At 50.9% G+C, this 24,594-nt stretch carries 22 protein-coding genes; 10 read left to right on the top strand and 12 right to left on the bottom strand.

The window, feature by feature from the left end:
• The first annotated feature begins 72 nt into the window (after nt 1–72).
• From K1Y77_RS07190 to K1Y77_RS07180, 3 genes are all read left to right on the top strand, one after another.
• Nucleotides 73–345: a type II toxin-antitoxin system Phd/YefM family antitoxin gene (locus K1Y77_RS07190; RefSeq protein WP_264431092.1), complete on the top strand. Its 273-nt coding sequence runs from the start codon at nt 73–75 to the stop codon at nt 343–345.
• Nucleotides 326–598 carry a Txe/YoeB family addiction module toxin gene (locus K1Y77_RS07185; protein ID WP_320055279.1) on the top strand — a complete coding sequence of 91 codons (273 nt, stop codon included), beginning with the start codon at nt 326–328 and terminating at the stop codon, nt 596–598. Before K1Y77_RS07190 ends, K1Y77_RS07185 begins: the two co-directional genes overlap by 20 nt.
• Nucleotides 599–854: 256 nt before the next feature.
• Nucleotides 855–2,168 (top strand): hypothetical protein, encoded by a 1,314-nt coding sequence (locus K1Y77_RS07180; protein WP_264431091.1) that lies wholly within the window; start codon nt 855–857, stop codon nt 2,166–2,168.
• A gap of 20 nt (nt 2,169–2,188) precedes the next feature.
• Here K1Y77_RS07180 and K1Y77_RS07175 read toward each other — a convergent pair whose 3' ends face one another.
• Nucleotides 2,189–2,707 (bottom strand): zinc ribbon-containing protein, encoded by a 519-nt coding sequence (locus tag K1Y77_RS07175; protein WP_030069306.1) that lies wholly within the window; start codon nt 2,705–2,707, stop codon nt 2,189–2,191.
• 164 nt (nt 2,708–2,871) lie between these two features.
• Between K1Y77_RS07175 and leuS the strand changes: the two genes are divergently transcribed.
• The 5 genes from leuS to K1Y77_RS07150 all read left to right on the top strand — a co-directional run bounded on the left by leuS (nt 2,872) and on the right by K1Y77_RS07150 (nt 8,511).
• Complete coding sequence (leuS, locus tag K1Y77_RS07170; RefSeq protein ID WP_264431088.1) at nt 2,872–5,457, top strand: leucine--tRNA ligase; 2,586 nt, start codon at nt 2,872–2,874, stop codon at nt 5,455–5,457.
• Nucleotides 5,454–5,966, top strand: a complete 513-nt coding sequence (locus K1Y77_RS07165) for an LPS-assembly lipoprotein LptE (RefSeq protein ID WP_264431086.1) — start codon at nt 5,454–5,456, stop codon at nt 5,964–5,966. Before leuS ends, K1Y77_RS07165 begins: the two co-directional genes overlap by 4 nt.
• Entirely contained in the window at nt 5,963–7,030 is a 1,068-nt protein-coding gene (holA, locus tag K1Y77_RS07160; RefSeq protein WP_264431084.1) for a DNA polymerase III subunit delta, read from the top strand. Before K1Y77_RS07165 ends, holA begins: the two co-directional genes overlap by 4 nt.
• Before the next feature lie 100 nt (nt 7,031–7,130).
• Nucleotides 7,131–7,559, top strand: coding sequence for a PA2779 family protein (locus K1Y77_RS07155; protein ID WP_264431082.1), 429 nt, complete (start codon nt 7,131–7,133; stop codon nt 7,557–7,559).
• A gap of 10 nt (nt 7,560–7,569) precedes the next feature.
• Complete coding sequence (locus tag K1Y77_RS07150) at nt 7,570–8,511, top strand: PA2778 family cysteine peptidase (protein WP_264431081.1); 942 nt, start codon at nt 7,570–7,572, stop codon at nt 8,509–8,511.
• A 44-nt stretch (nt 8,512–8,555) separates the two neighbouring features.
• Here K1Y77_RS07150 and sthA read toward each other — a convergent pair whose 3' ends face one another.
• The 9 genes from sthA to K1Y77_RS07105 form a co-directional block, all read right to left on the bottom strand.
• A complete protein-coding gene (sthA, locus tag K1Y77_RS07145) occupies nt 8,556–9,947 on the bottom strand; it encodes a Si-specific NAD(P)(+) transhydrogenase (protein ID WP_030069294.1) in 1,392 nt (463 codons plus the stop codon).
• A gap of 97 nt (nt 9,948–10,044) precedes the next feature.
• On the bottom strand, nt 10,045–10,299 hold the full coding sequence (gene nqrM / locus K1Y77_RS07140; protein WP_264431078.1) for a (Na+)-NQR maturation NqrM: 255 nt from the start codon (nt 10,297–10,299) through the stop codon (nt 10,045–10,047).
• A gap of 201 nt (nt 10,300–10,500) precedes the next feature.
• Entirely contained in the window at nt 10,501–11,733 is a 1,233-nt protein-coding gene (gene nqrF / locus K1Y77_RS07135; RefSeq protein ID WP_030069291.1) for an NADH:ubiquinone reductase (Na(+)-transporting) subunit F, read from the bottom strand.
• A gap of 68 nt (nt 11,734–11,801) precedes the next feature.
• The gene (gene nqrE / locus K1Y77_RS07130) at nt 11,802–12,419 is read right to left on the bottom strand and encodes an NADH:ubiquinone reductase (Na(+)-transporting) subunit E (RefSeq protein WP_030069289.1); all 618 of its coding nucleotides are present in this window, start codon (nt 12,417–12,419) and stop codon (nt 11,802–11,804) included.
• A 1-nt stretch (nt 12,420) separates the two neighbouring features.
• Nucleotides 12,421–13,089, bottom strand: coding sequence for an NADH:ubiquinone reductase (Na(+)-transporting) subunit D (locus tag K1Y77_RS07125; RefSeq protein WP_030069287.1), 669 nt, complete (start codon nt 13,087–13,089; stop codon nt 12,421–12,423).
• Nucleotides 13,090–13,091: 2 nt separating this feature from the next.
• Nucleotides 13,092–13,913, bottom strand: coding sequence for a Na(+)-translocating NADH-quinone reductase subunit C (locus tag K1Y77_RS07120; RefSeq protein WP_030069286.1), 822 nt, complete (start codon nt 13,911–13,913; stop codon nt 13,092–13,094).
• On the bottom strand, nt 13,913–15,139 hold the full coding sequence (locus tag K1Y77_RS07115) for an NADH:ubiquinone reductase (Na(+)-transporting) subunit B (protein WP_030069284.1): 1,227 nt from the start codon (nt 15,137–15,139) through the stop codon (nt 13,913–13,915). Before K1Y77_RS07115 ends, K1Y77_RS07120 begins: the two co-directional genes overlap by 1 nt.
• Complete coding sequence (locus tag K1Y77_RS07110) at nt 15,139–16,488, bottom strand: Na(+)-translocating NADH-quinone reductase subunit A (RefSeq protein WP_030069280.1); 1,350 nt, start codon at nt 16,486–16,488, stop codon at nt 15,139–15,141. Before K1Y77_RS07110 ends, K1Y77_RS07115 begins: the two co-directional genes overlap by 1 nt.
• Nucleotides 16,489–16,798: 310 nt before the next feature.
• Nucleotides 16,799–18,262: a glyceraldehyde-3-phosphate dehydrogenase gene (locus K1Y77_RS07105; RefSeq protein WP_264431074.1), complete on the bottom strand. Its 1,464-nt coding sequence runs from the start codon at nt 18,260–18,262 to the stop codon at nt 16,799–16,801.
• A gap of 307 nt (nt 18,263–18,569) precedes the next feature.
• Here K1Y77_RS07105 and mfd point away from each other — a divergent pair, with 307 nt between their 5' ends.
• Entirely contained in the window at nt 18,570–22,019 is a 3,450-nt protein-coding gene (gene mfd / locus K1Y77_RS07100; RefSeq protein ID WP_264431439.1) for a transcription-repair coupling factor, read from the top strand.
• 119 nt (nt 22,020–22,138) lie between these two features.
• Complete coding sequence (locus tag K1Y77_RS07095; protein ID WP_264018366.1) at nt 22,139–23,263, top strand: L,D-transpeptidase family protein; 1,125 nt, start codon at nt 22,139–22,141, stop codon at nt 23,261–23,263.
• Nucleotides 23,264–23,358: 95 nt separating this feature from the next.
• Here the strand turns inward: K1Y77_RS07095 and K1Y77_RS07090 are convergent, their stop codons facing one another.
• Nucleotides 23,359–23,622 (bottom strand): Lpp/OprI family alanine-zipper lipoprotein, encoded by a 264-nt coding sequence (locus K1Y77_RS07090; protein WP_030069272.1) that lies wholly within the window; start codon nt 23,620–23,622, stop codon nt 23,359–23,361.
• 224 nt (nt 23,623–23,846) lie between these two features.
• Nucleotides 23,847–24,479 (bottom strand): L,D-transpeptidase family protein, encoded by a 633-nt coding sequence (locus K1Y77_RS07085; protein ID WP_264431070.1) that lies wholly within the window; start codon nt 24,477–24,479, stop codon nt 23,847–23,849.
• Nucleotides 24,480–24,594 lie beyond the last annotated feature (115 nt).

Genomic DNA, 24,594 nt, shown 5'->3' with positions numbered 1-24,594 from the left:
GTCACCGTGCTTGGTCTTGTTGGGGCTTTTTTCGTATACTTGTACGGAAAACCCGTACAGCAAGGTGCCGTTATGGACACAATTAGCGTAAACAAATTCAGGGATAACCTTAAAAGTGTTGTAGAGCAAGTAATTAGCAGGCATGAGCCGCTCAAAGTAACGCGACGAGCCGGAGAGGCTTTCGTGGTAATCAGCGCTGAGGACTGGGAGCGAGAACAGGAAACCCTCCACGTGCTCCAAAACAAGAATCTCATGCAGCAGATTAGCGACTCTCTTGACACCCACAGCAGTAAAACAGGCTATAAACCGACGAGCGAGCAAATGGATGAGATCACTGGTCTTTGAGGGCAACACTTGGGAAGCGTATGAGGTTATGCGCGAAAAAGACAAACGATTACACAAAGCCTGGTGCAAATTGCTTAAGGAAATGCTGCGATCAAACGACCCTTCCTGTGGCCTTGGAAAACCTGAACCTCTAAAGCATAACCTCTCTGGCCTGTGGTCTAAGCGGATATCACAGAAAGATCGTTTAATATATCGATTCGATGACAGGTCCATCTATATATTCGCTATTGGTGGTCACTACGATCAGTCCTAACGAAGCTGTAGCCCCCTTTTTTCGAGCCACGTCTTCGCGGGTGTCTCGCTGCTCGTTCCTCGCAGATTCGTTACGCGCTACACGTTGCTTTCATTGGGCTTTCATTGGTTATAACGGCGCGGCCAATGTTGGCGGCATTATCATCGCGCTACGAGAATTAGACTTTTCTTTCGGTAAACGCCCTCTTCGCTTCTCTTGCGCTAGCCAACGGTTAAGAATCCTATTAGCCTGCTAACTCAACCAGTAAGGGATTGAGATGCAAGAGACAACGATGCGGCGGCGGGTGGCGGGTGTGCTGGTGCTGCTGGGGCTTTTAGCGCAGATAGTGGGCTTTACCGGTGCGATGCCAACGGCGCAGGCGGTGAGCTATTTATTGTGGGCGGCAGTGGCGCTGTTGTGGCGAGATATCCCTAGGCGTTCGCGTATTCAAGCGGGGGTACTGATTGTCCTTGGGGTGTTGATGCTGATGGTGGCGCGGGTGGTTTACGGTGCCAATGTGAATTGGCCTGCCATGCTTCAGGGCAATGTGTTTGTGGTCAGTATGCTAGTGGGCGTTAGCTTTATTTCTTTGTTGGGCACCCACGGTAATAAGCGCCCGCCGGGTAAGCGGGTGACCGGTGCAGATGGCGTGCTGCGTACGTGGCTGGGGGTACACTTTCTCGGCACTATTTTGAATCTTTCGACGGTCTTTATGGTCGGCGACCGTTTAGCCAGGCGCTCACCGCTAACCACGCCCCAGCTATTGGCGCTTAACCGTGGGCTGAGTAGCGCGGCGCTATGGTCGCCTTTCTTTGCCTCTATGGCGATAGTCATCGCATTAGTGCCAGAAGTGCAGTACGGCCAGATTGCGCTAATTGGTTTTCCGTTGGCGATGCTTTCAGGGCTGTTAACGACGTTAGAGCTTAGGCGGCGGTTTGATTTAGCCGAGGTAGACGGCTTTTCGCTTTCGCCGCGTAGTCTGTTAATGCCTGCGGGCATGGCCGCGCTGGTGATGCTGTTTCACTTTTGGCTGACGCCGTCGCTCACCATTGTCAGCATCATTACCTTTTTACTACCAGCAGTGGCGGTACTCAGCAACCTGAAGGAAGGCGCGCGCTATACCTTGCGACGCATTCGCCAGCATACCACCACACGGCTACCCGCAATGCGCGGGGAAATTTCGTTGTTTTTAGCAGCAGGCTTATTAACCCTGGGGCTTTCTACCCTGGTTGCAGCGGCAGCAGGTGACGACTGGACGCTATTTGCCACCTTTGGCATGTGGCAGGCCATGGTGAGCTTTGCGGCGATTACGTTAAGTGCGCTGGTAGGGTTGCACCCGATTATTGGCGTTTCCGTACTGGCATCTATTTTGAATTTAGCCAGTGGTGAGCAAACGCTGTTTGCCTTTGTCGCGCTGAGCGCCTGGGCGGTAGGCACCAGCGTTGGGCCACTTTCCGGCATTAATCTTTCACTGCAGGGGCGTTACGGGGTTAGCGGCTACCGCATGATGAAAAATAATTTACTGTATGCAGCGATGATGAGCCTGCTCTCGCTAGGAGCGATCGCAGGCCTGAGCATGTGGGTCAATTAAATGATGGGCGAATTAGCCACTCATGTTTCGACGATTTTGCTCGGAAAACGGTAGAAGTAGCGGTGGCCACACTGGTGGCATGGTTCCAGGCGAGAGACGCTTTCTAGCATCACCTGGGCATCGCAATGCACGCACGCCATCAGGCCGGGCGCGGCTACTTCACCTTCGCAGTAGTCGGCGCGCGCGGCTTCCAGGTCATCTTCGAAGCGTTCGCGTTCCACCACGCTGCGGTCGGCGATTGAAAGCAGCGATTCCGCCACCCGTCGTGACAGGCTGTCGATATCGATACCTAACCAGCTTGCAACCTGCTTACCGGTATCTGCCATGTAGTAGCGCATATCTTTCAAATCACGCTCTACCCAGGCACGCAGCAGCGCTAGCTCGTCTTTGGTGTACTCTTCAAGCTCTGCTTCAAAAGCAACGGCCTCGTCTAAATCCTTTTGAAGGTTTTCCCAGGTAAGCTCATTAGCCCCGTCCTGCATGCGCTCTAGCAGGCGCTCGTAGCCTTCGCGCAAACGGTGATCGTTATGTTGTTCCATGGTCCCTCTCCTTTTGTCGACCCAGGGTGTGGCCTATCATCGGCTACCCGTTCAAGGATACACCTGCATAGGATACAATCGACGCTACTTATCTGACAGTCGTCATCTATTATTCACTTTACGCCCTTTTAGGGGCGAATTACCCCAAGGCATTGAAAACACCGATGGACGCACATTACAGCCCCCGAGAGATCGAACGTGACGCTCAGCAGTACTGGGACAAACACCAGTGCTTTAAAGCAGTAGAAGACGCCAATCGCGAAAAGTTCTACTGCCTATCCATGTTCCCCTACCCCAGCGGCAAGCTGCACATGGGTCACGTGCGTAATTACACTATCGGCGACGTTGTATCCCGCTTCCAGCGTATGCAGGGTAAAAATGTCATGCAGCCCATGGGTTGGGATGCGTTTGGCATGCCTGCGGAAAATGCCGCTATTCAAAATCAGGTGCCGCCCGCCAAGTGGACCTATCAAAACATTGATTACATGCGTAACCAGTTGAAGGCGCTTGGCTTTGCCTACGATTGGAGCCGCGAATTTGCCACCTGTGATACCAGCTATTACCGCTGGGAACAGTGGTTCTTCACCAAGCTGGTAGAAAAAGGCCTGGTCTACAAAAAGATGTCCACCGTGAACTGGGACCCGGTTGACCAAACCGTACTGGCCAACGAGCAGGTCATTGATGGCTGTGGCTGGCGTTCTGGCGCACCGGTTGAGCGTAAAGAGATCCCGCTGTGGTTCTTGAAGATTACCGACTACGCCGATGAGCTGTTAGCCGATTTGGAAAACGTCGAGTGGCCTGAGCAAGTTAAAACCATGCAGCGCAACTGGATTGGTAAATCCCGTGGCGTTGAGATGACCTTTGATATTCAAGCGGAAGATGGCAGTGCTTGCGAGCCGCTGGCGGTCTACACCACCCGCCCAGATACGCTGATGGGTGTTACTTATGTGGCGGTTGCCGCTGGCCACCCGTTGGCCAAGCAGGCTGCTGCGCAAAACAGCGAGCTGGCGGCGTTTTGTGACGAGTGTGCCAAAGGTGGCACCTCAGAAGCCGAAATGGCCACCAAAGAAAAGCTGGGCATGCTCACTGGGCACAAAGCGATTCATCCGCTAACTGGGGATGAAGTGCCGGTATTTGTGGCCAACTTCGTGTTAATGGAGTTTGGTACTGGCGCGGTCATGGCAGTGCCTGCCCACGACCAACGCGATTGGGAATTTGCGACCAAGTACGGCGTAGAGCTGAAGCCTGTGGTGGCCGATGCCCAAGGCAATCAGCCGGACATTTCCGAAGGTGCTTACGTTGAGTACGGCACGCTGATTAACTCAGGCGAGTTCGATGGCCTAGAATTCCAGGCAGCGTTTGATGCAATTGCCGCAAAGCTTGCGGAGCTTGGCCGTGGTGAGGTGAAAACCAACTACCGCCTGCGTGACTGGGGTATTGCTCGTCAGCGTTACTGGGGCGCGCCGATTCCCGTGAAATACGGCCCGGAAGGCCAAACCGTACCGCTCTCTGATGACGAGCTACCGGTAGCATTACCTATGGAAGTGACCGTAGACGCTTCTGGTTCACCGCTAAAGAAAATGCCAGAGTTTTCCGAGCTGGGCGATGGCTGGGTGCGCGAAACCGATACCTTCGACACCTTTATGGAATCTTCCTGGTACTTCGCCCGCTTCTGCTGCGCAGATAACCACGAAGCAATGCTCGATGAACGTGCCAATTACTGGCTGCCCGTTGATCTCTATATTGGCGGTATCGAACACGCGATTCTGCACCTGCTTTATGCCCGTTTCTTCCACAAACTGCTGCGCGATTTCGGCATGGTGGATTCCGATGAGCCGTTCCAGCAGCTGCTCACCCAAGGCATGGTCATTGCAGAAACCTTCTATCGCTTTAAAGATAACGGTGGCAAAGAGTGGTTTAACCCTGCCGATGTAGAAGTGAAACGTGATGAGAAAGGTCGCCCATTAAGTGCCCTCTTAATGAGCGACGGCCAGCCGGTGGAAATGGGCGGCATCGAGAAGATGTCTAAATCGAAAAACAACGGTGTTGATCCACAGTCGATGATCGACAAGTTTGGTGCCGACACCGTACGCCTATTTATGATGTTTGCCGCACCGCCTGAGCAGTCGTTGGAGTGGTCAGACTCCGGCGTTGAAGGTGCGCACCGCTTCTTGAAACGGATTTGGCGTCAGGTTACCGAGCACCTTGCTGCGGGTACACCGAGCGAATTGACCGTTGATGCGTTGAACGACGACCAAAAAGCGCTGCGTCGTAAAACCCACGAGACTATCAAGAAAGCCAGTGATGACATTGGCCGACGCACCACCTTCAATACCGCCATTGCTGCGGTAATGGAACTCTCTAATGCAGTGGCTAAGTTTGACGATAGCTCCGAACTCGGCCTAGCGGTCAGTCGCGAAGCGCTTGAAGCATGCGTACTGCTGCTAGCGCCCATTACACCACACCTGTGCCATACACTGTGGCAACAGTTGGGTTATGACCAGCCCGCTATTGAAGCCCAGTGGCCAAAGGTGGATGAAGCCGCGCTCACCCGCGACAGTATCGAACTAGTCGTGCAAGTAAACGGTAAACTTCGCGCGCGCCTAGAAGCTCCGGCTAGCGCCGACAAAGCTGCCATCGAGACGCTTGCGATGGAGAACGAAAACGTCCAGCGCCATCTGGAAGGTAAAACGGTTCGTAAAGTCATCGTTGTACCCGGTAAGCTGGTTAACATTGTGGTGAGTGGATGAAGCCATCCCAACACGTTACACGCCGTCGTTTCCTCGCTACCAGCATCGCCGCCTCAGCGGCGGTGCTACTCAGTGGCTGTGGGTTTCGCCTGCGCGGTTTAGACTCAATGCCGCGTTTGCCTGCACTGTCATTAGAGGGCGATAACACAAGTGCCTTGGCCCAACAGCTACGCATCAGATTGTTGCAGCAAAGCACCGAGGTTTCTGACGGTGCGCCCTGGCGAGTCACGCTAGGCTCGCCAGCACTTCGCCAACGCCGTATTGGCAGTGAAGGGCGTGCCAGCCAAGAACACGAGCTAACGTTAAGCACGTCTCTCTCTGTACAGCAGCGAGAAAACAATGCTTACGTACTTAACAATGCAACAGTAACTACCAGTACGCGCATTCGAGTCAGTGATGATGATCTGCTCAATCGCGAAACCCTCTTTCAAGAAGCGGAACAAACGCTAACGCGGCAACTGGCTGAGCGCATTATCGAAAGATTGGCAAACCTTGAGGCCATTCAGTGAAGGTATTTTCGGACCAGCTTCCCGCGGCCTTAGCAAAAAAATTGCCCAAGGTCGTGATTGTTGCCGGTGATGAACCATTGCAACATCGAGATGCCTGCGATGCCGTGCGCTTAGCCGCGCGGCAAGCGGGAGTCGAAGAACGGGAAGTGCTTGATGTAGAGGCTAATTTTTCCTGGGGCCGACTGCTGGAAACCGCCAGCAATCTCTCCTTATTCGCCTCTAATAAGCTCCTTGAACTGCGGTTAGGAACACACAAACTGGGCCAAGATGGCAGTAAAGCACTGGCTCAGTATGCTGAGATGATGGGTGGTAGTGACGATTTACTGCTGATCAGCATGGGCAAGTTAGACGCTAAGCAGCAAAAAAGCGCTTGGTTTAAAGCGCTCGACAAACAAGGGTTATTTGTACCTGTATGGCCCGTTGATGCCTCACGTTTAGGCTATTGGCTCCGGGATCGTGCATCGCTACATGGTTTGCAAATTGACTTAGAAGCGGCTCGTTTATTGGGTGAACGTACAGAAGGTAATCTGTTGGCCGCTGATCAAGAGCTGCAAAAACTTGCGCTTATTCATCCGCCTAACACTCGTCTTAATGTCGAAAGCATTGCCCAGGGCGTGGAAGACAGCACTCGCTTCGATGTGTTCAATCTGGCGGATGCCTGTTTAAAAGGTGAGCCAAGCCGCACCTCGCGCATCGTCAATGGGCTGCGCAGTGAAGGGGTTGAAGCCCCCATTGTGCTTTGGGCACTCAGTCGTGAGCTACGTACCCTGTTATCGTTACACCAGCATTTGGATCAAGGGCAAAGCTTTGAGCACGCGTGCAAAACCCAGAAGCCGATGATTTTTGATAAACGCCGCCCCGCTTATCAAAAAGCGATCAGCCGCCTATCAATGAAACGTTTACACAAGCTTCTGTTGATGGCCCAACGTTTAGACCTTGCTGTGAAGGGCGCTTCAGCGGTGCCGTTATGGCCTGGACTTCATGACCTAGCCATGACTATGGCTGGTGGCAAGGGGCTTTTAGCTGAAAACCCATGGACCTACCGCATTAGTGCAAATAATTAGTACTTTTAGTTTTTGCCTTAAATCCAGTGCGGTTTATTTCTATACTATTGATTCAAGTTATAAATTAACTTGCTCCCCGATACGTCTAAGGATGAAGACAATGAAAAAAGTGCGTGCTTACCTCTCAAGTTTACTGATCGCTGCGTTAGTCATTACCAGCCTACCTGTTGCTGCTGCTCCTACAGCCCCACAGGGTATGGACACTGCTTCCACAAACTTAGCCTCTACAAACTTAGTCTCTACGCAATCTGTTTTAGCAGGTGACCGTGCTGGTGCTGATCGCGAGCGCATCAATGACATTCTTTCCCGTGCAGACGTGCAAGAACAGCTGCTAAAGCAAGGTGTTAATTTAGATGACGTTGAAGCTCGCGTTGCTGCGCTGAGCGACGCCGAAGCGAAGCAAATGGCCGAACAGCTTGAACAGCTGCCCGCCGGCGCCGGCGTGATTGGCGCTCTGTTTGCAGTATTTGTGATCCTACTAGTGACTGACATTCTCGGCCTGACCGATGTTTACCCATTCACTCGCTGATTTGTCTTCCATGATAAAACACCTTTTAAACGCCCGCTTTGCGGGCGTTTTACTGCTGGCTTTACTGCTGACCACTCTGCTTAGCGGCTGCGCCCGCAGCCCAGTGCTACTAGAAAGCACTAAAGCTAGCCTTACACCGCAAACTGAGCTCACCGAAGTACCGTTTTACGCCCAAACGGAGTATCAATGTGGCCCAGCAACACTGGCAATGGTGCTTAATCACCAGGGGGTAAGTGCAGGGCTTGAGCAGTTAATCCCACAGGTGTTTTTGCCTGGCCGAGATGGTAGCGTTCAACCTGAAATGCTAGCCACCGTACGCCGTTATCAGCAGCTGGCAATTCCAATTCGCCCCACTATGGACGCGCTGCTTGGCCACCTGGAAACAGGCGACCCAGTAGTAGTAATGCAAAACTTATCATTACCAGCCTTCCCAATGTGGCACTACGCGGTGGCCATCGGTTTTGATTTGCCTAATGAAACGCTGATCTTACGCAGTGGTGAAATCGAACGGCATACAATGTCGTTTAGCCGCTTTGATGCTACTTGGGCACGCAGTGAACGCTGGGGTTTTGTGGTTAGCGAACCTGACAGCCTGCCCGAAGGCGTGACCGCCCGCAATGCACTGGAAGCCATTAGCGCTTATGAGGAGCAGCATGGGCCTGTAGCAACGCTTTCCAGTTGGCAAGCCTTTGTAGAACGCTTCCCTGCCCAACCGCTGGGTCAATTTGCGCTCGGTAATGCGCTATACGCCGATCAACAACCTAAAGCAGCAATGGAAGCCTTCGCATCAGCCACACAGCTTGATCCCTCCATGGGGGCTGCATGGCTTAATTTTGCAATTTTAAAGCTACAACAAGGGCAAACGGACACTGCCCGCGAAGCACTTATTCGCGCTGCCGCTTTAGACGGAGACTGGCAGCCCCGCGCTCAGCAATTGCTGGATAATTGGTAAATAGATGGTGAACATAGGGGGGAATACCCCCTACTTCGAACATTTTAAAACATTCGGTTTAAGCCATTTTGTGCTGCTACCCGATATGCTTCTGCCATTGTAGGATAATTGAAGGTGGTGTTAATGAAGTACTTCACAGTATTCGCCTCACCTTCCTGCTGCATAATTGCCTGCCCAATGTGTAGAATTTCCGACGCCTGGTCACCAAAGCAATGGATACCCAAAATCTCCAGCGTATCTTGATGGAACAAAATTTTCAGCATTCCCACTGTATCGCCGGTAATTTGCGCACGAGCAGTATCTTTAAAGAAGGCTTTACCCACTTCGTAGGGCACTTTGGCTTCGGTTAGCTCACGCTCGTTGGGGCCAAAAGAGCTGATTTCGGGAATGGTGTAAATCCCGGTGGGCACATCGCTAACGAAACGATACTCTTTTTCTAGTAGCTCGTTACAGGAGTTTAACCCCTGGTCGTAGGCAGCACTGGCGAGACTCGGCCAACCAATCACATCGCCTGCAGCGTAAATATGCGGAATCGTGGTGCGGTAGTGCTCATCAACGCTAAGCTGGCCTCGGCCGTTTGCCTCTAAGCCGATATTCTCAAGCCCAAGACTATCCGTATTACCGGTACGGCCATTCGCCCAGAGAAACGCATCGGCGCGGATTTTCTTGCCCGACTTCAGGTTTACGGTTACGCCAGCTTCGTCGCCTTCGACACTTTTATAGTCTTCGTTGTGACGAATCAAGACACCGTGTTTGCGCAGATGATAGGAAAGCGCATCACTGATTTCATCATCCAAAAATGAAAGGAGGCTATCGCGGTTGTTGATTAAATCAACCTTAACGCCTAGGCCCGAAAAGATAGAGGCGTACTCACAACCGATAACACCCGCACCAAAGATCACCAGTGTCCGCGGTGTATGGGAAAGGCTGAGAATCGTATCAGAGCAGTAAATACGCGGATGACGAAAGTTAATATCCGCCGGACGATAAGGCCGAGAGCCGGTAGAAATAACAATTTTTTTAGCAATCAGCTCTTCCACACCTTCCTGTCGATCTCGCACCACCACGGTATGGTCATCTTTAAAACGAGCCATACCATGAAACAGATCAATACGGTTGCGCGCGTAAAATGTCGTGCGCATTTCAACTTGTTTATCGATGGTGCCACGCGAACGTTCCATCACTTTGGGAAAAGAAAACCAGCGGGGTTCACCGATATCGCGGAACATGCGGTTGGTATTGAACGCCATGATCTGTTTGACCTGATGGCGCAGCGCTTTTGAAGGGATAGTACCCCAGTGCGTACAGTTGCCACCCACCTGGGCCTGCTTTTCAATAATCGCCACTCGCTTGCCATGCTTAGCGGCGTTTATGGCAGCGCTTTCCCCAGCGGGACCAGTACCTATCACCACGACATCGTAATTGTGAACAGCCATACGACTTGGATCTCCTTATTCCTTACGGTAAAAGCGCTTTAAGAGCATTTACGTAAACACCCACAGCAAGTGGGCGTCTGAAAAGCAAGTTGCCAGATTAACGACGTGTTGCGTCATAACCTAGGTCAGCTCCACGACTTTCATCGCTACGGCGGCGCACACTTCCACGCTTACGGTTTTCTTCTTCGCAAACCTCATCTTTACCACCACAGATGTCACAGCCATCTTTTAAGCCCAGCTGATTTAAACCGCCACAGGAGCCAGCGATAGGCTTTCGACCCATTAATACCCCAACAGCCATGGCTGTCATTACCAGTGCCATAAAACCAAATACCAGTAGCCAGATTGTCATGCGTACCTCCCAGCATTGCATTAACTGTTCACCTGCCGACAACGATCATGTCGTTAAGTGCCGTAGAATTTTAATATCTATTGTACCTCAGCCACTCCAAAATGATCAGACGGCAAAGCGTTTTTCCAGTGCTCACAAAAACGAGGCTGACCAAAAGGTCAGCCCCGCTTATGCCTGAAGGCAGTTTACTTCAATACTGTATTAACCGCCGAAGTCATCTAACAGAATGTTTTCCGGCTCTACGCCCATATCCAGCAGTAGCTTAATAACAGACGCGTTCATCATCGGCGGCCCACACATGTAGTACTCACAATCTTCAGGAGCAGGATGATCCTTCAGGTAGTTTTCATACAGTACATTGTGGATGAAGCCGGTCGGCCCTTCCCAGTTATCCTCTGGCTGCGGGTCTGACAGTGCCAGATGCCACTCAAAGTTCGGGAACTCTTCAGCCAGCTGATCGTACTCTTCATTGTAGAAGGTTTCACGCCAAGAACGCGCACCGTACCAGAAGGAGATCTTGCGCGACGACTTCAAGCGCTTGAGCTGGTCAAAGATATGGCTACGCATCGGCGCCATGCCTGCACCACCACCGATGAAGACCATTTCTGCATCAGTGTCTCTGGCGAAGAACTCACCAAACGGACCCATAACGGTCACTTTGTCACCCGGTTTCAGATTGAAGACGTAGGTAGACATAAGACCCGGCGGGTGGTTAGTACCCGGAGGCGGTGTCGCGATACGAATGTTGAACTTGAGGAGGCCTTTTTCATCCGGGTAGTTAGCCATTGAGTAGGCGCGGATTACTTCCTCGTCGTTCTTATGGGAAATTTTGAACATATCAAATTTTTCCCAATCGCCACGATACTCTTCTTCGATGTCAAAATCGGCGAATTTAATATCGTAGGGCGGCGCTACCAGCTGAACATAACCACCTGCGCGGAAAGCAACTTCTTCACCTTCAGGTAGCTTAAGGTTCAGCTCTTTAATGAAGGTAGCCACATTGGGGTTGGCAGTTACTTCAGTTTCCCACTTCTTCACACCAAACACTTCTTCAGGCACTTCTACTTTCATGTCCTGTTTTACAGGAACCTGACAAGATAGACGCCAGCCTTCTTTCTTCTCACGCATAGTGAAATGGGATTCTTCTGTCGGCAAAATAGAGCCGCCGCCCTCTTCTACTCGGCACTTACACTGAGCACAAGAGCCGCCACCGCCACAGGCAGAAGAAAGAAAGATTCCGTTTGCAGCTAAGGTGTTAAGAAGCTTACCACCAGCCTGAGTCTGCAGGGTATGCTCGGGGTCGCCGTTGACTTCAATCGTCACGTCCCCGCTACTCACTAGCTTGCTGCGCGCTGCCAGAATGATCGCCGTCAAACTAATAACGATGATCGTGAACATGACAACACCGAGCAAGATGACAGATGTATCAACCATGTCGGTTTCCTATTGCTGAAGGTTTTCTGTACCTCGGCAGCCTGGGCTGCCGAGAAAACCGGCTCCGATTAAAGCTGAATGCCTGAGAAGGACATAAAGCCCAACGACATTAAGCCAACGGTAATAAACGTGATGCCAAGACCCTGAAGACCGCCAGGCACGTCGCTATACTTCAGCTTCTCACGGATACCAGCCAGCGCTGTAATAGCAAGCGCCCAGCCAACACCAGAACCGAAACCATAGATTACGGATTCGCCAAAGTTGTAGTTACGCTCAACCATGAACAGAACACCACCTAGGATGGCGCAGTTAACGGTAATCAGCGGTAGGAAGACGCCCAGTGCGTTGTAGAGCGCAGGAACGTATTTATCGAGGAACATTTCCAGAATCTGAACCAGTGCGGCAATAACGCCGATGTAGCTCAGAAGCCCCAGGAATGAAAGATCGATATTTTCAGCACCGCTTACGCCGGTCCAAGACAATGCGCCTTCAGCCAGCAGCAAGTTGAACACTAGGTTATTGACCGGTACTGAAATAGTCAGTACGACAATAACAGCAATTCCAAGGCCAAAGGCAGCCGAAACTTTCTTGGAAACCGCCAGGAACGTACACATTCCTAAGAAGAAAGCCAGTGCCAAGTTCTCAACAAAAACCGAAGCAACGAAAAGGCTTAGATAGTGTTCCATGTTACACGGCCTCCTTCGGCTTGGTGTTGTGCTTCATTTTGAACTCGTTCTCTTCTACCTGCTCAGGATTGACTGAACGCAGTACCCAGATCAGCAAACCGATAATAAAGAAGGCAGAAGGCGGTAGCAGCATCATACCGTTAGGCACATACCAACCACCATTTTGAATGGTAGGCAGGACGGTGAAACCAAAGATGCTGCCAGCACCTAGCAATTCACGGAAGAAGCCAACGACCATTAAAACGAAACCGTAACCCAGGCCATTTCCAATACCATCAAGGAACGACATGCCCGGGGTATTGGACATAGCAAAGCCTTCTGCACGGCCCATTACGATACAGTTGGTAATGATCAGACCCACGAATACCGACAGCTGCTTAGACATTTCATAAGCGTAAGCTTTGAGGATCTGGTCAACCACGATAACTAGTGACGCAATGATGGTCATTTGAACAATGATACGGATCGAAGACGGAATATGGTTCCGAATCAACGATACGAATAGGTTCGAAAAGGCCGTAACAAAAATTACCGCTAGCGCCATTACCAGCGAGACGCTCATGCTGGTAGTCACCGCTAGTGCAGAACAAATCCCTAAAATCTGGAGCGCAATGGGATTATTCTTAAAGATCGGCGCCGTTAAGACGCTTTTTGCATTTGCATCCGCCATGATCAGGCCCCCTCAACGTCGTCGAAGTTGGTGTCGGTATCTTCGGCGTCTTCTGGCTCAGTTCCACTACGGAACTTCGCCAAATAAGGACCGAAACCTTCTTCGCTGAACCAGAACTGCAGCATGTTAGTCACGCCGTTACTAGTCAGCGTTGCACCAGATAGCGCATCAACTTCGTACTCATTGCTTGCACCGCCTTTGGTCAGGTGGATTTCCGGTGAGAGGTCGCCCTCTTCATCGTAAATCTTCTTACCTTCCCACTGAGCTTGCCAGCGCGGATTATTCACCTCAGCGCCAAGGCCCGGTGTTTCGCTGTGGTCATAGTAGGTGATACTGACAATGGTATTACCGTCACCTTCGACAGCCAAGAAGCCCATCATGCGTCCCCAAAGTCCTTGCCCACGGATAGGCAGAACAATTTGGTCTGGATTCTCTTCATCGCCAACAAGGTAGACAGTCGCAAAGTTCTCAACACGAGACAAACCTGCGATATCACGGTCGCCAGACAGTGTACGACCCGTTGCCGGATCGCGAGACGCTTCGAAGCCATCAAAGGTATCTGGGTCGAACTGATCGGTATACTCACCAGAATCAAGCTCTACCACACGCGCAGTGATCTGGGTGCGGAACGCTTCTTCAACATCCATACCAGGCTCATAAAGGCGTGCCACGTTAAGAATGTTGGTTTTACGGTCCAGCTCCTGATTTAACTGCTGTGCAGGACGTAGCGCCACAGCAGCCGTCGACACGATCACCGAGCACACGATACACAGCGAAAACGCTACGATCAGGATCTTCTTGATGGAGTTGTTACCTTGTGCCATTAGGCTGTCTCCTCGGCCGGTACGCCAGTCCGCTTGAGACGGCGTTTAATATTGGCCTGGACGAACATGTGGTCAATCAGCGGCGCAAACAAGTTGGCAAACAAAATGGCTAACATGATCCCTTCAGGGAAGGCCGGGTTTACTACGCGAATTAGCACGGTCATCACACCAATTAGCGCACCAAACACTAAGCGACCTTGGTTGGTCATAGCCGCAGACACTGGGTCCGTTGCCATAAACACCATGCCGAAAGCGAAACCGCCAATCACTAGGTGCCAATACCAAGGCATTGCGAACATGGGATTGCTGTCAGAACCAATTAAGTTGAACAGCGTACTGGTAATAACCATGCCCAAGAAAACGCCCAGCATAATTCGCCAGTTAGCGATCTTAGTCCAAAGCAGTACTGCGGCACCGATAAGGATTGCCAGCGTTGATACTTCACCTACTGAGCCAGGAATGAAGCCTAAGAAGGCATCCCACCAGCTGTAAGTGTTGGTCAACGCAGTCATACCGTCCTGGAAGGCCATGGAAAGTGCTGTTGCACCAGTATAGCCATCGGCTGCTACCCATACTGCGTCACCGGAAATTTGCGCCGGATAGGCAAAGTATAGAAATGCTCGACCAGTTAAAGCAGGGTTCAGGAAGTTTTTACCTGTACCACCAAAGATCTCTTTACCTATGACGACGCCGAAGGTGATACCTAAAGCAACCTGCCATAGCGGAATAGTTGCCGGTAGAATCAGAGCAAAAAGCACAGACGTTACGAAGAAGCCTTCGTTAACTTCATGACCGCGCTTGATGGCGAACATCACTTCCCAAAAACCACCTACCACGAACGTAACGAGGTAAATAGGTAAGAAGTAAGTCGCACCCAGTACAAAGTTGGCCCACAGACTGCTTGGATCATGCCCACCCGCTAGGGTCATCATAATCGCTTCGCGCCAACCGCTCATGGATGCATAGCCTGCATCAATTGCGGTATTTGCCTGCCAGCCCGCGTTCCACATACCAAAGAACATGGCAGGAAAAGTACACATCCACACTGTAATCATGATGCGCTTCAGGTCAATACCATCACGCACGTGAGAAGTGGTTTTAGCGACGCTAGGCGGCGAATAAAAAATAGTATCTACCGCTTCGTAGAGCGGGTAGAACTTTTCGTATTTACCACCTTTATGGAAGTGCGGCTCGAGATTATCGAGTGTTTGTCGAATACCCATCATCAGGCCTCTTTCTCGATCATGGTGAGATTGTCACGCAGGATAGGGCCGTACTCATATTTACCGGGGCAAACATAGGTACACAGTGCCAGATCCTCTTCGTCCAGCTCAAGACACCCAAGCTGCATGGCAACCTCAATGTCGCCCACAATCAGCGAACGCAGTAACTGTGTTGGCATTACGTCCAACGGCATGACGCGTTCGTAATTACCCACCGGTACCATGGCACGTTCAGAACCATTGGTAGACGTTGTCGGCGCGTAGTTACTCAGGCCTTTAATCTTGGAGATATAGATGCCCATAACAGAGTGGCGATTAGCGCCTGTAGACAACCACCCCATAAAGGCGCGCTTGTTGCCCTCTTCGAGCAAGCTAATTTGATTATGGAAACGCCCCAGATAGGTCAGATTCCCTTCTGCTGAAGCACCAGAGAATACAGAGCCTGAAATTACGCGGGTGTCTTCAGGTTTGATGATCTCACCTGCTAAGAGTTCCTCAGTACTAGCACCTATACGGGTGCGTAATAAACGAGGCTTTTCAGCACGCGGGCCACCCACGGCAATAATACGGCTCATATCGAGCTTACCTTCGATAAACAGCTTGCCGAAGGCAATCACATCTTGATAACCGATGTGCCACACTTTTTTATGCAGGGCTACCGGTGAAAGGTAGTGAATATGCGTGCCCACCAGACCAGCAGGATGCGGGCCAGCAAAGCTTTCAGCTTTTACGCCGCTAACATCACCACCAGGAAGGGACGCATTGGCACCCGTGCACAGAAAAACGTTGCCCTCGGTCAGGCGGGTTAGCACCTTGAGGCCGTCTTCAAATGCTTGGGAGTTTTCGTTGATCACTACCGCAGGGTCAGCACTGAGCGGATGGGTATCCACGGCAGTGACAAAAATATCAGTAGGTGTGCTGTCGATGGCTGGCGTGCGAGAAAAAGGCCGGGTGCGCAAAGCAGTCCAAAGACCTGACTCTACCAGTTGATCAACAACAGTTTGACGTTCAAGCTGCTCTAAAGCGCCACGATCATGGGAAGCAAATGTCATCGCTTCTTCATTTTCATCGACTTTAATAACAACAGAAAGCAAACGTCTCTTTTCGCCACGGTTAATAGCAACTACTTCACCGCTGGCGGGCGCTGTAAAGCGTACACCATCAATTTTCTTATCGGTGAAGAGCAATTGGCCTAGTTTGACCTTATCCCCTTCCTGAACTTCCATCGTTGGCTTCATGCCAACGTAGTCGGTGCCCAGGATTGCCACGTGGCGCACAGGCCGCGCATCTTCAATACGCTGCTCGGGCGCTCCCGTGATGGGGAGATCCAGGCCTTTTTTGACTTCGATCATAGTCTCGCCCAGTTGATGGATCGGATATACGAAGGTAAGGGGTTCGAATGCTTATTTTCTGCTCAGTGAAATTCTTATTTTCTGCTCAGATTGTTACCAGTCCGGCTCAAGCAAAGTTGAACCACCCCGAAAAATCTCTCGTATTATAAAGATAAGCGCGGCCAATGACCACATCCCTGACGGCCTCCGAAAGTGCTATATACGCTTTAAGTAGATTTGTTTTCGCCACAAAAAACGCCACCTGAAGGTGGCGTTTTACGTTACTTCATGCTCCACAGCGCTAGAGCAGCTGCTTACATGCAGTTAGTGATCAATCGGTTTGATGGGGCAGCTTCAGAAACTTTACGTTCGACATATGCTGAAGGATACGAATAACCTGGCAGCTATAGCCAAATTCATTGTCATACCACACATACACAACAGCATGATTACCGTTTGCAATAGTAGCTTTAGCGTCAACGATACCCGCATGGCGGTTACCAACAAAATCAGACGATACAACTTCAGCGGAATCTACAAAGTCAATTTGCTTCTGATAAGAAGAGTCAATCGACATGCGACGCAGGTAGTCATTCAGCGCTGCAGCATCGGTGCCCTTTTCCAAGGTCAGATTCAAAATAGCCATAGATACATTGGGTGTTGGCACACGAATGGCATTGCCCGTTAGCTTACCCTCAAGCTCGGGAAGCGCTTTTGCAACGGCTTTTGCTGCACCTGTTTCGGTCAGTACCATATTAAGTGCTGCACTACGACCACGACGATCACCCTTGTGGTAATTATCGATAAGGTTTTGATCGTTAGTATAGGCGTGCACTGTCTCTACGTGGCCGGTCACCACACCATACTCATCATTCAGTGCTTTCAGCACTGGCACAATGGCGTTGGTGGTACAGGAGGCTGCCGACACAATTTGGTCATTATCACCAATTGTTTCGTGGTTAATGCCAAATACGATATTTTTAATATCGCCTTTGCCCGGCGCTGTTAACAATGCTTTCTTAGCGCCCTTGCATTCCAGGTGCTGACCCAGACCCGCCTCATCACGCCAAATACCAGTGTTGTCAACGATAACAGCGTTATTGATGCCGTAAGCGGTGTAATCAATCTCACTGGGAGAGTCGGCGTAAATAACCTGAATCACGTTACCATTAACGATCAACGTGCGCGCTTCAACATCGACTGAAATGGTGCCATCAAAGGGACCATGCACCGAGTCTCTGCGCAGCAAGCTGGCACGCTTTTCAAGATCTTTAGCAACATCACCACGGCCACGTACAACAATCGCCCGCAAACGCAGCAAGTTACCACCACCCGCCTTTTCAACCATCACGCGTGCAAGCAAGCGGCCAATACGCCCAAAACCGTAAAGAACGACGTCTTGAGGCTCGCCTTTGCTACCGTTCGGCTGAAAACCATCAATAATCTCAGCAAGCTCTTTACGCAGGAAAGCACTAAGGTCACCACCGCCTTGGCGCTTAAAATTAACTGCTAACTTGCCAACGTCAACATGGGCAGGACCAAGATTCATCTCACTCATTGCTTTCACAATGGGGAACGTATCTTCGACAGATAACTCGGTCCCTTCAATTTTGCGCACAAAACGGTGATCTTTGAGGATGCGAATGACTGACCGCTTAATCAAGGAACGACCAAACATAGTGGCGACAACATTGTTCTGACGATACAACTGACCCACCAACGGTATCATTTGCTCAGCCAGAGCTTCGTTGCTTTGCCATTCCTGAAAAACGTTTTCGAGAGCTTGCTGACTCACGTGCGGCCTCATTGGGTAGTGAAAAGAAATTTCTTAGAACATTATCCTGGGCTTACCTACATGTCGCAATGAATGGATAGTCGCACACCATGTAGGGGTATTACAGAAAAAACGAATTGACTACAAGCTGCAACAATGTATCGACACACGACACGAAACAGTAGGTAGCTTGTGTACCTCATGACTCCTGCACGTCTGTACCTTGCAGGCTTCCGTAACCTGTGTTTGCTTTGCATAGGCCTCTGCCTGAAAGTACTGATCGTGTATGATCCAGTTTCCGTTTCAGCGCAAAAACGATACCGTGACTATGCCTTCTTTTTCTCTGCTCGAACCGCCCCAGCCAAAAGGGACACGCGACACGCTTTACCTAACAGCGCCGCCGGGCAGTGCAACTGCCCTGGCACTGGCCCAGGTCGCCTTAAGCGCACCATTATTGGTCATTACGCCCAACACTGCCAGCGCGCAACGATTGGAACAGGATCTGGCGTTCTACAGTAATGTGCCCGTTTTGCCCTTCCCAGACTGGGAAACGCTGCCTTATGACAGCTTCTCCCCGCATCAGGATATTATATCGTCACGCCTACGCACCCTACGATTATTGCAGGATGGGGTACGCGGCATTGTTCTGGTGCCAATTAATACATTAATGCAGCGGCTTCCCCCCGTGTCATATATAGCTGGGCGCGTTATGACGTTGAAAGAAGGCGCAAAGCTAAAACGGGAAGCATTTCGCGAGTCGCTCTCCCGAGCAGGCTATCGTGCTGTAGAAACGGTCTACGAGCCTGGTGAATACGCCATGCGTGGTGCCATCATTGACCTTTTCGCCATGGGCATGGATGAGCCAATTCGTATTGATTTGTTTGATGACGAAATCGATACGCTACGCCATTTTGACCCCGGTAATCAGCGATCCACCAACAAAGTCGGTGTGATTGAGCTACTACCAGCGCATGAGTACTCATTAAGCCGCAGCGCTATTGCCTGTTTTCGAGAACAGTTTGAAACGCTTTTTGATGTTGATCCGCGCCAGTGCCCACTCTATAACGATGCGCTGAAAGCGATTCCCTCGCCAGGTCTGGAGCAATATTTACCGCTGTTCTTCGACGAAACTGCTTCTTTATTTGAGCACGTCACCGATGACACCCGTGTGGCACTATTACCCGGCGTGTTCGAAGCAGCTGAACAGCACTGGCGCTCGATTGAATCACGCTACGAAAATTTAGGTGTTGATCCAACACGTCCTCTTTTACCGCCTCTTCGCGCGTTCATTCCCGTGAATGACGTTTTTTCGGCGATTAAAGCACGCCCACGAATCGAACTCACCGAAGACGATACACAGCGTCATGCCCTGGCGCCGAAAGCCCAGGCACTACCCTCACTTGCAATTAACGCTCGCGCCAAGCAACCGCTGAATGAACTAGCCGCCTTTTTAAATACACAGCACGCTACGCGGGTTCTGTTTGTTGCCGAATCAAGGGGGCGCAGAGAAGCGTTAGAAGAAATACTAGCGCCGCTTAAATTAACGCTGCCTCATATCAACAGCTTCCAAGACTTTTTAAGCAGCACTGATCGAATTGCTATAACTGAAAGCTTGGTAGGTAGTGGCTTGTGGCTTACCGAGCCTGATGTCGCAGTGATTAGCGAGACTGAGCTATTTGGCGATGTAGTGCGCCAGAGCCGGCGACGAGAAAAAGCCACCGACGACAATGAATTGGCCGTGCGGCACCTTTCCGAGCTGAGAGAAGGTGCCCCAGTTGTGCACCAAGCACATGGCGTAGGCCGCTATTTGGGGCTGGAAACCCTTGAAGCTGGTGGTCAGGCTAATGAATTCTTAGCCCTTTCATATGCCGACGGTGCCAAGCTTTATGTACCTGTCGATAGCCTGCATCTTATTTCTCGCTATAGCGGCGCTGATGACGAGCTCGCCCCGCTACACCGACTAGGCTCTGACCAATGGGAAAAAGCACGCCGCAAAGCAGCTGAGAAAATCCGAGACACTGCCGCCGAGCTGTTAGATATCTACGCTCGGCGAGAGGCTCAGGAAGGGTTTATTTATGATACACCTGGAGAGGAGTATGTCCGCTTCTCTGCCAGCTTCCCATTTGAAGAAACCCCCGACCAACATGCCGCTATCGAAGCAGTTATTAGCGACATGGTCTCTGCTCAACCAATGGATCGCGTTGTTTGTGGCGATGTAGGTTTTGGCAAGACCGAAGTCGCGATGCGCGCTGCATTTCTGGCCGTCCAGACCGGTCGCCAAGTGGTAGTGCTTGTGCCCACTACCCTGTTAGCTCGCCAGCATTTTGAAAACTTCCGAGACCGTTTTGCTGACACCGCCGTGAACATTAGTCTTATCTCACGCTTCACCAGTGGCAAAGAAACGACGCAAACCCTGGAAAGCATCAAGAATGGGCAGACTGACATTGTAATTGGCACCCATAAGCTGCTGTCTAAAAGCGTTGAGCTTCCCAAAATGGGGCTCTTAATTATCGATGAAGAACACCGTTTTGGGGTCGCCCAGAAAGAGAAACTCAAAACGCTACGCGCCGAAATCGATATTTTGACGCTAACGGCGACACCGATTCCGCGCACCCTTAACATGGCCATGAGCGGTATCCGAGACCTTTCGATTATTGCCACCCCGCCAGCACGGCGCTTATCGGTCAAGACGTTTGTGCAACAGCGAGACAGTAGCATCATTAAAGAGGCCCTACTGCGCGAAATACTACGCGGCGGACAAGTCTATTTTTTGCATAATGAAGTCAAAACGATTGAAAACGCCGCCGAACAAATTCGCGATCTGGTGCCAGAAGCGCGAGTAGCCGTCGCTCACGGCCAGTTACCAGAACGCAGCCTTGAGCGAGTCATGTCAGACTTCTATCATCGTCGCTTCAATGTACTTGTATGCTCGACTATTATAGAAACCGGCATTGACGTACCCAGCGCCAACACAATTCTGATTGAGCGCGCCGATAAGTTCGGTCTGGCCCAGCTACACCAGCTACGTGGACGCGTTGGCCGCAGCCACCATCAAGCATACGCTTACCTACTAACACCGCCCCCCAAGGCAATGACACGAGATGCCGTTAAACGTCTTGAAGCGATTAGCGCTTCTGATGATCTGGGCGCTGGTTTTACCCTGGCAAGTCACGACATGGAAATTCGCGGCGCTGGCGAGCTGCTAGGCGACGAGCAGAGCGGCCAAATGGAAACCATCGGCTACACGCTTTATATGGAAATGCTGGATCGCGCGGTGAAGGCTATACGTGCGGGCAAAACGCCTAACATTGACGTCCCCTTCAACACCGGCGTCGAGATTAGCCTCAATCTGCCAGCGTTGATTCCAGACGACTATATTCATGACGTACAACAGCGCCTAGTGATGTATAAGCGTATCGCCAACACTCAGAGCGATGCGGAACTCAAAGAACTACAAGTGGAGCTTATTGATCGTTTTGGTCTCCTTCCTCAACCTTTAAAAAACCTGATACGTCAAACTAGGCTGCGCCACCGTGCTGAACAACTGGGCGTTGCGCGCATTGAAGCCGGTGAAAATCGTGGCCGCGTCATTTTCAATAGCGCCACTCAGGTCGACCCATTAACGCTAGTGACACTTATCCAGAAATCGCCTCAACATTACCGTTTGGATGGCTCAGACACGTTACGATTTGAATTTCCAATGGAAACCATTGAACAGCGTTTTGAAAAGGTCGAAGCGCTGCTAACAACACTCAACCAAAAAGTAGCGGCGGCGTGAACCTTGGGGCAAACTTATACAATGGCTCCATCTCCGGCCCGCCTACTATCGCTAATGACATATCGCTAATAGCAATGCAACTACGCAGTGATTAGCGCATAAATTGATTAGGAACCACCATGAATATTCGCAGGTTATATAACGTTTGGGCCCCAACTAGTCTAGCAGTCTTGCTGACGGCAAGCCTTTCTAGCTCTATTTATGCACAGCCGCCTAATACCACAACGGAAGGGGCAGCAGCTCTTACCGAAGAAGCATTAGCCACCGCTGACCAGCTTGCAGAACAAAGGGAGCTACCACGCGGCCATTTTCGTCTACCTGAGACGGGTGACATTATTGGAGAAAATTATACCGTCGTCGTAGAAAACCCTGAAGAAACACTAATTGACATCGCACGGCGCCATAATATCGGCTATGAAGAAATCCGCATGGCGAATCCAGACGTCAGCTTGTGGGTGCCTGGAAAAGGAACAGAAGTTGTTATACCAGCACGCTATATTTTGCCGCCCGCCCCTCGTGAAGGCGTAGTCGTCAACCTTTCCGAACTGCGACTTTACTATTACCCAGCCGATAATCCAGGCATTGTTGAAACCTATCCTGTCAGCGTTGGCCGCGAAGAATTTGCCACCCCTGTTGGTATCACCCGCACCACAGTAAAGGTGAAAGATCCTGCCTGGGCACCACCAGCATCTATGCGTCGTGAAGCAGCAGCACGTGGCGAGCCAGCGCCCTCTATTGTGCCCCCTGGCCCCAATAACCCATTGGGTCGTCACGCTATATTGCTGGCGATGCCTAGTTACCTGATTCATGGCACTAACCGCCCTGAAGGCGTGGGCATGCGGGTAAGCCGCGGCTGTATTCGTATGTACCCTGAAGATATCGAATCGCTCTATGAGCGCCTACCTAGTGGCACTCAGGTCAACTTGATGGATGCACCGTTTAAAGCAGGCTGGGCAGCAGACGGCACACTGTTTGTACAGTCTTACCCTCAGCTTGAAGAAAACGTTGGCGATTTCGAGCCATTGCTTAATGCCATCGAGCGGGTGAGCGAGCTCGCTGAAGACCAAGCAGAAGTGGATTACGCTCAGGTTAAGCTAGCAGTGGAAAATCCAAATGGCCGCTTTGTAGCGCTTTATGGCCCCCAAGCGCCAGAACAGGCTCCTGCTGAAGAAACGTTAGAACTTGATGGCTTATTAGAAGAAATTGAACTTACGACAACGAATCGAACTGAGGAAGAAGCTTAATCGAAGAAAAATCCAAAGAGCAAAAAACCCCGCCGAGGCGGGGTTTTTTACATCTACAGCAACCCTAAGGTTTAACGCTTAGGGCCCAAACAGAATTACTTCTGCATGGAGCGCTGGAACATGCGGTTCATTTCTTCACGGTTTTGCTCAGACATCTGCAGCGCAGCTTGCGCATCGCGCTGAGCTTGGTTTGCAGTATTCATCGCTTGTGAAGCCATGCTGCGTGCTTCTGCGGCATCAGCCTGTGCAGATTCAGCAGTCATGCGAACTTCTTCCAGAGCGCTGGTAGAAGCACAGCCAGCCAGGATTGCCAGAGAAGCGGCAGCGGCAGTCATCTTCAGAGCAGTCTTCAGAGTCATAGTGTTCTCCTTGAGTCTTCCTTGGGTACAACATTAAGGGTATGACAAACCTAAGGCTAAAGTGTTAGCCCAGTTTTGTCTACCTGCGGTGCAGGTTCTTTACAGCGACTTGTGGCTTGGCATAAGTCCAAGACACGCAAGTCAAACGCTGTTTTATAATAGACCACAGCGGTTGTCTATAGCCACGTATTTAAAAACCTAGAACTTCCTTTAACCACATCAGCCTAGCGGATCACTACGCGAGTGCCAACACCTACCAGCGAAGCAACTTGTTCAATCTGCTCATTGGTGACAGCAACACAGCCTTGGGTCCAGTGATATTGACCATGAATATCTGGATCACCACCCCCAATACCATGTATACCAATAGCGCCACCTAATGCCGTATTTTGCGGCGGAGCACCGTGACGCCGATAGTGATCAAAATAATCATCATAATCTGCTTGAGAATAAATGCCTTTTTCGAGCGCCATGCGTGCATGCGGTGGCGTAGGATAATCGATACCTATAAAAATATGCCACTGACTTTCGTAATTAAATCGGTTTATTCGAAACTCGCCAAGTGGAGTCACATTATCACCACGGACTCGCTGCGTTTTTGCGCCACCACGCCCAAGCGATATAGGTGAATAATGTTCAACCACCGTATTACCGCGATAGATACTCAGCGTAGCTTCTTTATCATCAATTAACACCCAAAGCTCATTGCTGTGACGCGGAATATTGGCGCGCGAAAGCAGCGTCTCCACTAGATCTGTGGGTTCGTAATCATTTACAGTGCTAGAAGTCGCTGCGCTAGCCACAGCGGGCCAGCCCAGCGCCAATGCTAAAAAACGGCGACGGTTTACGGGCATCATTGTCAATCTCTATATAGGCCAGCATCAACAGCCAACAAAGCGTTTGTAGCAGTCGTTATACCTTATTCCAGCACCAAATGTCAGTGCCTTAATAAGCCAAATAACCTGCCCATAC

Source organism: Halomonas qaidamensis, assembly GCF_025917315.1.
GTDB classification, from domain to species: domain Bacteria; phylum Pseudomonadota; class Gammaproteobacteria; order Pseudomonadales; family Halomonadaceae; genus Vreelandella; species Vreelandella qaidamensis.
The sequence above is the reverse complement of the archived record's forward strand: the minus strand, read 5'-3'. Positions and strand labels throughout refer to the sequence as shown.

Excerpts from the sequence above, each read along its gene's own strand:
- sthA (WP_030069294.1), bottom strand. The coding sequence starts at position 9,947 with ATGGCTGTTCACAATTACGATGTCGTGGTGATAGGTACTGGTCCCGCT.
- leuS (WP_264431088.1), top strand. The coding sequence starts at position 2,872 with ATGGACGCACATTACAGCCCCCGAGAGATCGAACGTGACGCTCAGCAG.
- K1Y77_RS07150 (WP_264431081.1), top strand. The coding sequence starts at position 7,570 with ATGATAAAACACCTTTTAAACGCCCGCTTTGCGGGCGTTTTACTGCTG.
- K1Y77_RS07155 (WP_264431082.1), top strand. The coding sequence starts at position 7,131 with ATGAAAAAAGTGCGTGCTTACCTCTCAAGTTTACTGATCGCTGCGTTA.
- K1Y77_RS07125 (WP_030069287.1), bottom strand. The coding sequence starts at position 13,089 with ATGGCGGATGCAAATGCAAAAAGCGTCTTAACGGCGCCGATCTTTAAG.
- K1Y77_RS07120 (WP_030069286.1), bottom strand. The coding sequence starts at position 13,913 with ATGGCACAAGGTAACAACTCCATCAAGAAGATCCTGATCGTAGCGTTT.
- K1Y77_RS07090 (WP_030069272.1), bottom strand. The coding sequence starts at position 23,622 with ATGACTCTGAAGACTGCTCTGAAGATGACTGCCGCTGCCGCTTCTCTG.
- K1Y77_RS07115 (WP_030069284.1), bottom strand. The coding sequence starts at position 15,139 with ATGATGGGTATTCGACAAACACTCGATAATCTCGAGCCGCACTTCCAT.
- mfd (WP_264431439.1), top strand. The coding sequence starts at position 18,570 with ATGCCTTCTTTTTCTCTGCTCGAACCGCCCCAGCCAAAAGGGACACGC.
- K1Y77_RS07085 (WP_264431070.1), bottom strand. The coding sequence starts at position 24,479 with ATGATGCCCGTAAACCGTCGCCGTTTTTTAGCATTGGCGCTGGGCTGG.
- K1Y77_RS07185 (WP_320055279.1), top strand. The coding sequence starts at position 326 with ATGAGATCACTGGTCTTTGAGGGCAACACTTGGGAAGCGTATGAGGTT.
- nqrF (WP_030069291.1), bottom strand. The coding sequence starts at position 11,733 with ATGGTTGATACATCTGTCATCTTGCTCGGTGTTGTCATGTTCACGATC.
- K1Y77_RS07095 (WP_264018366.1), top strand. The coding sequence starts at position 22,139 with ATGAATATTCGCAGGTTATATAACGTTTGGGCCCCAACTAGTCTAGCA.
- K1Y77_RS07180 (WP_264431091.1), top strand. The coding sequence starts at position 855 with ATGCAAGAGACAACGATGCGGCGGCGGGTGGCGGGTGTGCTGGTGCTG.
- K1Y77_RS07110 (WP_030069280.1), bottom strand. The coding sequence starts at position 16,488 with ATGATCGAAGTCAAAAAAGGCCTGGATCTCCCCATCACGGGAGCGCCC.
- K1Y77_RS07165 (WP_264431086.1), top strand. The coding sequence starts at position 5,454 with ATGAAGCCATCCCAACACGTTACACGCCGTCGTTTCCTCGCTACCAGC.
- K1Y77_RS07175 (WP_030069306.1), bottom strand. The coding sequence starts at position 2,707 with ATGGAACAACATAACGATCACCGTTTGCGCGAAGGCTACGAGCGCCTG.
- K1Y77_RS07190 (WP_264431092.1), top strand. The coding sequence starts at position 73 with ATGGACACAATTAGCGTAAACAAATTCAGGGATAACCTTAAAAGTGTT.
- nqrM (WP_264431078.1), bottom strand. The coding sequence starts at position 10,299 with ATGACAATCTGGCTACTGGTATTTGGTTTTATGGCACTGGTAATGACA.
- nqrE (WP_030069289.1), bottom strand. The coding sequence starts at position 12,419 with ATGGAACACTATCTAAGCCTTTTCGTTGCTTCGGTTTTTGTTGAGAAC.